At 39.5% G+C, this 7,646-nt stretch carries 9 protein-coding genes and 1 pseudogene; 1 reads left to right on the top strand and 9 read right to left on the bottom strand.

What is annotated here, in order from left to right:
• Positions 1-281: pseudogene (locus tag BT112_RS21320) on the bottom strand (RHS repeat domain-containing protein); the annotation flags it as partial.
• 184 nt (positions 282-465) lie between these two features.
• Positions 466-1,068 carry an REP-associated tyrosine transposase gene (locus BT112_RS21315; RefSeq protein WP_072319473.1) on the bottom strand — a complete coding sequence of 201 codons (603 nt, stop codon included), beginning with the start codon at positions 1,066-1,068 and terminating at the stop codon, positions 466-468.
• A 237-nt stretch (positions 1,069-1,305) separates the two neighbouring features.
• Between BT112_RS21315 and BT112_RS21305 the strand changes: the two genes are divergently transcribed.
• Positions 1,306-1,644 (top strand): helix-turn-helix transcriptional regulator, encoded by a 339-nt coding sequence (locus BT112_RS21305; RefSeq protein ID WP_072319471.1) that lies wholly within the window; start codon positions 1,306-1,308, stop codon positions 1,642-1,644.
• 49 nt (positions 1,645-1,693) lie between these two features.
• Here BT112_RS21305 and BT112_RS21300 read toward each other — a convergent pair whose 3' ends face one another.
• The 7 genes from BT112_RS21300 to BT112_RS21970 all read right to left on the bottom strand — a co-directional run.
• Positions 1,694-2,158, bottom strand: a complete 465-nt coding sequence (locus BT112_RS21300; RefSeq protein WP_072319470.1) for a hypothetical protein — start codon at positions 2,156-2,158, stop codon at positions 1,694-1,696.
• A gap of 10 nt (positions 2,159-2,168) precedes the next feature.
• Positions 2,169-2,450 (bottom strand): hypothetical protein, encoded by a 282-nt coding sequence (locus BT112_RS22030; protein ID WP_072319469.1) that lies wholly within the window; start codon positions 2,448-2,450, stop codon positions 2,169-2,171.
• 508 nt (positions 2,451-2,958) lie between these two features.
• Entirely contained in the window at positions 2,959-3,258 is a 300-nt protein-coding gene (locus tag BT112_RS21290; RefSeq protein WP_072319468.1) for a hypothetical protein, read from the bottom strand.
• A complete protein-coding gene (locus BT112_RS21285) occupies positions 3,251-3,673 on the bottom strand; it encodes a hypothetical protein (RefSeq protein ID WP_139276350.1) in 423 nt (140 codons plus the stop codon). Before BT112_RS21285 ends, BT112_RS21290 begins: the two co-directional genes overlap by 8 nt.
• A 252-nt stretch (positions 3,674-3,925) precedes the next feature.
• On the bottom strand, positions 3,926-4,984 hold the full coding sequence (locus tag BT112_RS21280) for an IS110 family RNA-guided transposase (RefSeq protein ID WP_072319466.1): 1,059 nt from the start codon (positions 4,982-4,984) through the stop codon (positions 3,926-3,928).
• 818 nt (positions 4,985-5,802) lie between these two features.
• Positions 5,803-6,141 (bottom strand): hypothetical protein, encoded by a 339-nt coding sequence (locus BT112_RS21270; protein ID WP_072319464.1) that lies wholly within the window; start codon positions 6,139-6,141, stop codon positions 5,803-5,805.
• Positions 6,142-6,146: 5 nt separating this feature from the next.
• On the bottom strand, positions 6,147-7,646 hold a 1,500-nt coding region (locus BT112_RS21970), incomplete at its 5' end, for an RHS repeat domain-containing protein (protein WP_394333375.1).

Genomic DNA, 7,646 nt, shown 5'->3' with positions numbered 1-7,646 from the left:
TTCAATGCATCATAGGTGTAGGCATAACGTCTCATGGTATTATCGTTGCTTGTCTTCCAATACGTCTCCGCTATGTTTCCGTTAAACAACGGGGTTACCGTTCCGCTTCGGCTCTTGTTATAGTTGATCTGGAAGTTAAACAGCTTTCCCGAAGGATGATCTACATCGTTGATATCCGTCAGCCATCCCCGTACATTGTATGTATACGCTATGCGTTGTAAAGGGTTTTGGGGCGTATTACCCACCTTCTTCTCCGTTAACTGCCCTAATTCATCATACACATTTTCGGCGATAAGTTCGCCGGGAATACTGATCGAAGCACTAAAGCTGGCGCTACTGGTGGCCTTAAAATGGAAACCCGCTCAGCGAAGTTTGCAACTTCGCAGTCCAAACCTTCAATAAAAAGAAAAAAACGAAAAACGCCTCTCTGTGGCGTATCCCCGTTTCTCACAAATATTACTTTATTTATTGCTGTAAAGACCTGGTCAATGAAGAAGGTCTGAGCACATCAACAACCGGGTTTACGGCAAGGGTTAGGCCCTCTAAAACACCTTTTCCATGAATATAATTACCAGCACTGGAATACAAATAGTCTCCCGCACGCTCCACAATACCTGCTCTTACAGGATTTAAGTGGAGATAGTCTAACTTAGACCACAGAAATTTTTCACTATAAACCTCTTCGGGGTGGTTACCGTATTTCCAGAATTGGTATGTTTTATTCCTGGAATGCGTACTGGCTGCCCTGCCAAATCGTTCCAGCATCCATTCCCTCCTGCTTTCCGGTACGGTTTGTATTTTTTCCAGAATGGTCTTGGCAGTAAATTTCTTAAAATCCCGCAATAAGCCCGATAAATCCCCGGTTTCCGATTGTACGATCATATGCAGGTGGTTACTCATAAGCACATACCCATATAGCAGCATCCCTTTATTAGCCATACAAAACCGTAAGCTGTCCAATATACAGTCTTTATAAACTTTCCTTGTAAATACATCTATCCAATCCACCACGGTAAGGGTAACAAAGTGTGGTTTGGAAGCGTCACGTATGCTATATCCTTCTGGCATGGCTTTATTAGTTTTAGATAAAGAAAGTTACAAAAATATGGTTAACACTGACAAACATAGTTTTGGAGGCCCCTCAGAGAGGGGCTTTACATATTTGCCTATTAATAACGTGCAAAAGGCTGCGAAGTCGAAGACATTCGCAGAGCACAGAACACTTCGTAGAGCGGGGTTTGTTTTTTACCCTTTGATGCGATATTTTTGTAAAATCCTTTACAGAATGGTCATTATAGGTACATTATGAGTACAACTTTCGGCAACAGATTAAAACAGATCAGGACAGAAAAAAATATAAAGCGGGAGGACCTGGCGACTAAAGTCGGTACATCCTCGGCCATTATTGGCAGGTACGAACGTAACGAACGTACGCCCTCTATCGACATTGCCAAAAAGATTGCACAAGCGCTTAATGTTTCTTTGGATTTCCTGGCTGGTGATGCCTCGGTACTGGTCAAGGACAAAGAAGTCCTGCAAAGGATTGAAGATATTTCTAAACTCTCCGAAGATCGTAAAAAATATATCTACGACTTTATCGATATGTGCCTGCGGGACTATAAAACTCAGGAAGCCTATAAATGACAAAACCGCCTCAAAAGGGCGGTTTGGGTCTGTTAAAAATCTTTTTTCATTACTGTATTCCTTTAAACAAAAATTTCTTACTGGAATTATCATATGAGTATATTACATCGACTCCCCCCTTGTTCTTAAACTCGATATTCCTTCTATTAGGGTTAATAACGTCGAAATAAACTATGCTTACTTTAAATTGACCTGTTGGCGTTACTTTCAGAGGTGATATTTTCAACACTTCAACTTTTTTATCCTTCCTAATCTTTTTTAAGAATCTCCTATCATAGGGATTTATAGCAACAATTGTTAAATTTTCAATTTTATTCGGTATAAATTGAGTAAAATAACTTTCTTCAAAAAGAACTGTTGTAGTTTTTTTTGTCACCTCTTTCTCGAAAGTAAAGTATCTCCAAGCTGCATCATAATAAATATTTGTTTTATCTCTTTTTAAAGAGTTGTTTACCTCTTGTCCCAAAACCCCGTGGCTCAAGAACAAAAATAAAACTATCACTATCAATTTCATTCCTATGTGATTACTTATTTCCGATACTTTTAAATTCTTTTATTGGAAAAGTGGCGATTGTTCCACTCCCATTATAAATATAAACTTTGCCATTCCCAACAGATAACACATAATTATTACCGGGCAGGGCTGAACTTTTAGCATTAGGTATATCTCCCCCGCTCAGCGAGATTGCAACTTCGCAGCCTAAGCCTTCTATGAAAAGAAAAAAATGAAAAACGCCTCTCCGGGGTGTATCCCGGTTACTCACAAGTCTTACTTTATTTATCGCTGCAATAATCTGGTTAATCAAAAGGCTTTAAACAAGTTATAAAATGCGGCTCAACATCATTTTGGAAGCTCCTCAGAGACCTGTACGGAGCACTTGCCAAAGTAGGAGCACGAGGTATTGGCCTGTCATGGATGTGCAGTGAGCTGCGAAGTCGGAGACGTTCGCAGAGCTCGGAACACTTCGTTGAGCGGGGTTTTACATATTTGCATATCAATAATGTGCAAAAAACTGCGAAGTCGGAGACATTCGCAGAGCCTGCAACACTTCGTTGAGCGGGCGTATCCCTGTTTCTCACAAGTCTTACTCATTTATTGCGGCAATGACTTGGTCAATGAAAAGGTTTTCAAAAAGTTACAAAAATTCGGTTTAACCTTATGAAACACCATTTTGGAAGCCCCTCAGAGAGGAGCGCGACGTATTGGCCGTCATCGATGTGCAGTGAACTGCGAAGTCGAAGACATTCGCAGAGCTCGGAACACTTCGTTGAGCGGGGTGGAGCATATAACACGTCGTAGAGCAGGATACCCTTCTATCTAACCATAAAACCTTTTTGTTTTATTCCTTCCATAAATTTTTGAGGATTACTTAAAATCCAGAAAATAATAAGCTTGTTATACCTAGGTATTTTATGTTCTATTTTTATTCCTTGTGCAATTATTGGAATATAGGTTACATTTTTTATCTCTATTATATCTTCTTTTCTAAAAACATATTTTCCCATTATTGTAATAAGCTTCAACTCTCTGGAATCAACTATTAACCTGGCAAATGGCCAGGTGGCATTCATTGTCCCTATCCTTACGCCACCTATCTTTGTAATCTTATTCATTCTTGTTTTGCTTTTTACCGAACACTTGTTGAAAAAACTCCCCAAATGTAGGATCACTAGGGTCATTTTCATACTCTGGAGCTTTCATAAGTACCAATATGGTATCGGGATATTTGAAAATTTTCAGGGTATCGTTGTTTTTTCTTTTTATTAACCGATATGGCGGCATTATGTCATTTAATGTCGGCTTATATTGTCTGTTCGGGTTCTTCCATAAAGTATAGCCTATTTTTTCCTCTTCGATTTTATTCTTTAGGGTCTCTTGATTAAGTACCGGATAAAAGTCATATAGTTTTATTTCATTACCATTTAAAAAAAGTGTTCCTCTGGAATTAGATTTATTCTTTATCATTACGTCTATTTCGTCCTCTATCTTTATGTTTTCAGTATGGGCTTTTTTGTCTATTTCATCCATATAATTCCATAGAATAGAAAAAATAACTATCATAAACAGGATAAGGTATATAAACTTTTTATTAACTTTCATTTTAGAAGTTCTTTATAATTTCTTTTAAAGGATTTGAACTACCATGTATAGGCACAGTTGCTCCATATTCCATATTAAGATCTACTCCGTAAACAGGACTAACGCCAATTCCTCCCGCTCTGCGAAGATTCTGTGTTAAAAACCAAGGTAAAATCTAAAATTTTTATCTTTGTACACAAATCAGCACAAGCTAGATTCTAAAGGTTCTGCATTATTCAGTAGGGCCTTTCTTTTTTCTTCATATTCAGTATCAAAAACAGTATTGTTTTTATAAACAATATACACAAGTTCCAGAAGCTTTCTTTGTATAGCGACAACTGCCTTCATTTTGATACCGTGTCTCGCCACCAACCTTGCATAAGTGCCCTTGTATTGTTCACAGTGCTTTATCGCTGTGAGGGCCGGTAGGTGCACCGCTTTCCTAAGGTACCTGTTCCCTTTTTTTGATATTCTGGGCTTTCCTTTTACTGAGGTTCCCGATTGTTTTTCTCTCACATCAAGCCCTGCATAACTTGCCATCTGTCTTTTGTTCTGAATTAGCTCAAAGCCATTTGTTTCGGCGAGTATGACCATGGCCGTGAGTCTTCCAACGCCCGGTATTGTGGTTATGTTGGCTACTTGCCGGCTTAACTCTTGATCTGCTTTTACCAACTGTTCTAATTCTCTTTTGATTTCTTTCTCTTGTTCATTGAGTAGTCCAATCCTTTTTTTCAACCTTTTTATGGATCTTGGGTTAGGGAAGGCCTCTGAGTTTTCGGCATGCAGTTGGTTTTTTATAATTGTTCTTTCGGACACGATCTGTTCCCTCTCCCTCGTTAGTTGCTTCATCTCCCTGAAAATACTACGGGGAGGACCCCATGTTTTAAGGGTTCTTTCAAGACCAAAACGCACTATTGCTTCTGAAGCGGTCTTATCCGTGATAGTCCTGACCTCTAGCGTTCTTGCGTAATTGCTTATTTTGTTGGGTAGGACTATGGCTATATTTTTCGCCCTTTGATGTAACCAATGAGCCAGCTTTTCATGGTAGACCCCGGTGGCTTCCATAACAAAAAACGGTTCCGTCCGGTCAGACAGATGTTGTTCTGCCCATTTGGCTAATTTTAAAAAACCCTTCTCCTGGTTTTTAAATACACCATTGGATTTAAGGTTAATCTTGAGGTCTTCTGTCAAAACCCCAAAACAGCACACCAGTTCGTTTTTGGCCACATCGATGCCAATAACTTGTTTAAGTAACCTCATTGATAAAAACGTTAAGGGTTAGTTATTAAGTGGATGTCTCTCTCCGTTTTTTCTCCTATTTGGATATTCTTGCTGCACAGGCCAAAACCTGATGCGCATTACATTCTGTTTAAACTCTTAGAGAAAGAAAGAGATGAGGCTAATATCTTCGCACCAATATACTTTTAAAGCTATTTAGTTTGCAATAAGCTCTCATCCCTCACCACCTTTATGGAGATAAATAAACAAAAAACAAACATAGGAGTTTGCAACTTCGCAGCCCAAACCTTCAATAAAAAGAAAAAAACGAAAAACGCCTCTCTGTGGCGTATCCCTGTTTCTCACAAATATTACTTTATTTATTACTGTAAAGGCCTGGTCAATGAAGAAGGCTTTAAACAAATTACAAAAATATGGTTCAACCTTATAAACACCATTAGGGAGAACGTGCAAAAAACTGCGAAGTCGAAGACATTCGCAGAGCGTACGCTTCCTACAGCTGAGCTCATCCTTTACACTTCGTCCTTCCTACTCCATACTTCCTACCCCGCTCCACACTTCACGCTTCATACCATCTTAACAAGCCCTTTCCCGAGCGTTGCAAATGCCCGGAACGATAGGCACTCGTTTCCGCTTTGCTCAAACGAGCGCCAGCGGGGACCTATACGGAGCACTTGCCGAAGTAGGAGCTTTACGTATTTGCTTATCAATAACGTGCAAAAGGCTGCGAAGTCGAAGACATTCGCAGAGCTCGGAACACTTCGTTGAGCGGGGCTAAATATAAAAAGACCGCCTAAAACTTTTTAGACGGCCTCTCCCTATTTTTATAGATAGTATTGTTATCCATCACTTACTTTGATGTCGATGACAGTATCGTTTTCAAATGTAATTATCATTGTTGCTGAATCTACACTCCTGTTAGAATAACCAAGATTATAATAAAATTCGTCTGAATATTGTTTATTTGGCTCTCCAAGTAAATTCAAAATAGAATCCTTGCTAATTCCTTTCAATTCATATTTTTTCAATAAATCTTTGTGCATCAACCATCTTGTATGTAACGTAGCTTCAGATTCAACCCAATTTTTCCATTCTATAGAATTGAAGTCTTTTTTTTCACTGCAACTTACTGCAAACAGCAATATGACTATAAAAGAGAATATTTTAAATGAATTCATGATTTTTAATTCTTTTTTTCCTCTAAATCTTTTCTATCGGCATCGTTCATACCATACCTGTTTAAGGTTCTTAACGTCTTCATGGCCGTATTATATTGTTCTTGAGTGATCTTTGTCCTTGATATAGTGATATTACCATCTTTATCTTTTGTGGCAGTCCAAAGCCCTTCATTTAACTGAACATCCAATGCTTTAACCGCCGCTTCCCATTCTGTGGCTCCTTCTCCTAACTCTGCTCCAATTTGACGTCCTATTTCGTTATTCAAAAAATCAACAACACTATCAGCTCCTAAGAGGTTATCTGGGGCGGGTTGGCCAAAATCTACATGAGCATTTGCACCCATATCTATCGCTTCATGGGCATTTCCTATGCGTTGGGCTGCACTCTCTCCGTAGTTACTTTTTATTGTGGCAACCCAAGTTGCATGTCTTAATGCGTTTCTTTGTGAGCCTTCTCCCACTGTCATATTTCCATTCTCTGCGGCGTGGCGTGCTATCCTTCCCGAAATAGAAGTAATATTGGTTCCTCCATGCTTAACATAACCTACATTGCTTGTAGCAATTGGATGCCGAGCAATAACTCCGGCGGTAGCAGCATTTATTGCCACTTTTGTCGGATGTTCATTCCTAATTACTGGAGCACTATAAACATTGTTAGGGGTATGAACAGACAGTCTTTCAGCCCCTTCCAATTCAACACCATCAATAACTCTATTTTCTGAAAAATTATATGGTGATTGATAAGCATATTCTTGGGCCAATGGATCAACTTGCCAAAACCTTCCAATAGCCGGATCGCTAAAACGGTATTTCCATTCATGGGTGTTTAATCCTAAATCTTCAGTAAATTCCTGATCCTGGAACGTTTTCAGGTTGTTTTTTACGCCGTATGTTTGACCGTTATACCCGCGATGTTCGAGACCGAATGGGTAAAAATTGCGCTCTTTTCTTATCTCTGAACTGTTTACAGAACCATCATTATTATCATCTGCAAACGTAATCCTTACGTTGTTTTGGTGATCTTTCAGATAATAAACATACTGGTATCCGCCACCAGCTTTCGGTTCAAAATACCCTTCCGGGTGGCTGACCTGCTTTAACTGGCTGTTCTCATAGATATAGTTCCCCGCATACTCCGTCCGTGTCACAGAACTTCCCTGGGTAACCTCCTTCTTTAATTTGGTTCCCGAGGCATCGTAAATATAAGCAATTTTATTGCTTCCGAAACTGACCTGGGTAGGAAGATTTAAATGATTATAGCTAATCCCGGTGATCCCCTTATTGGCGTCCGTCAGTAAATTGCCGTTGGCATCATAGGTATAATCGTTGTTCGTATTGGTCCCGTCCTTAAATCCGTAGGTCTTGTTACCACTGTCCGTTACTTTTAAAAGCTTGTTACCCGTATCATAGGCATAAGCCAGGTTGTCCATCACCCCGAAAGAAGTGGCGCCGCTGTTCAGGTGTCCCCTGCGGGTTAAGTGTTCTATATTCCCGTTCTTATCATA

The sequence above is a fragment of the Sinomicrobium oceani genome (assembly GCF_900119185.1).
Classification (GTDB): Bacteria; Bacteroidota; Bacteroidia; order Flavobacteriales; family Flavobacteriaceae; genus Sinomicrobium; species Sinomicrobium oceani.
The sequence above is the reverse complement of the archived record's forward strand: the minus strand, read 5'-3'. Positions and strand labels throughout refer to the sequence as shown.

Coding starts and splice junctions, on each gene's coding strand:
- BT112_RS21270 (WP_072319464.1), bottom strand. CDS start 6,141: ATGAATTCATTTAAAATATTCTCTTTTATAGTCATATTGCTGTTTGCA.
- BT112_RS21315 (WP_072319473.1), bottom strand. CDS start 1,068: ATGCCAGAAGGATATAGCATACGTGACGCTTCCAAACCACACTTTGTT.
- BT112_RS21280 (WP_072319466.1), bottom strand. CDS start 4,984: ATGAGGTTACTTAAACAAGTTATTGGCATCGATGTGGCCAAAAACGAA.
- BT112_RS21300 (WP_072319470.1), bottom strand. CDS start 2,158: ATGAAATTGATAGTGATAGTTTTATTTTTGTTCTTGAGCCACGGGGTT.
- BT112_RS21285 (WP_139276350.1), bottom strand. CDS start 3,673: ATGGATGAAATAGACAAAAAAGCCCATACTGAAAACATAAAGATAGAG.
- BT112_RS21290 (WP_072319468.1), bottom strand. CDS start 3,258: ATGAATAAGATTACAAAGATAGGTGGCGTAAGGATAGGGACAATGAAT.
- BT112_RS21305 (WP_072319471.1), top strand. CDS start 1,306: ATGAGTACAACTTTCGGCAACAGATTAAAACAGATCAGGACAGAAAAA.